The 202-nt window shown below is 46.0% G+C and carries 1 protein-coding gene; it reads left to right on the top strand.

Annotation, left to right across the window (positions count from 1 at the left end; genetic code table 11):
• On the top strand, nt 1-202 hold a 202-nt coding region (locus AC1M87_RS14880), incomplete at both ends, for a GA-like domain-containing protein (protein WP_481594138.1).

The raw sequence follows: 202 nt of genomic DNA, 5'->3' as shown, positions 1-202 counted from the left end.
CTGCGAAAACAGAAGCACAAACAAAAGTGACAGCGTTACCTGAGGCAGTACAAGCAGAAAAAGATGCGCTACAAGGTCGTTTAAATGATCTAGTCGACATCACCTTACCAGCAGTAAATGATGAAAACGAAGATGGTGTGGATGATGCAGTTGCAGCACTTGAAGAAGCGACAGAGGCAGTAGAGGCGGCTGAAGCAGCATA

The organism is Acinetobacter sp. 24-47-62 (assembly GCF_056779765.1).
This window is presented reverse-complemented; position numbering and strand designations above follow the sequence as displayed.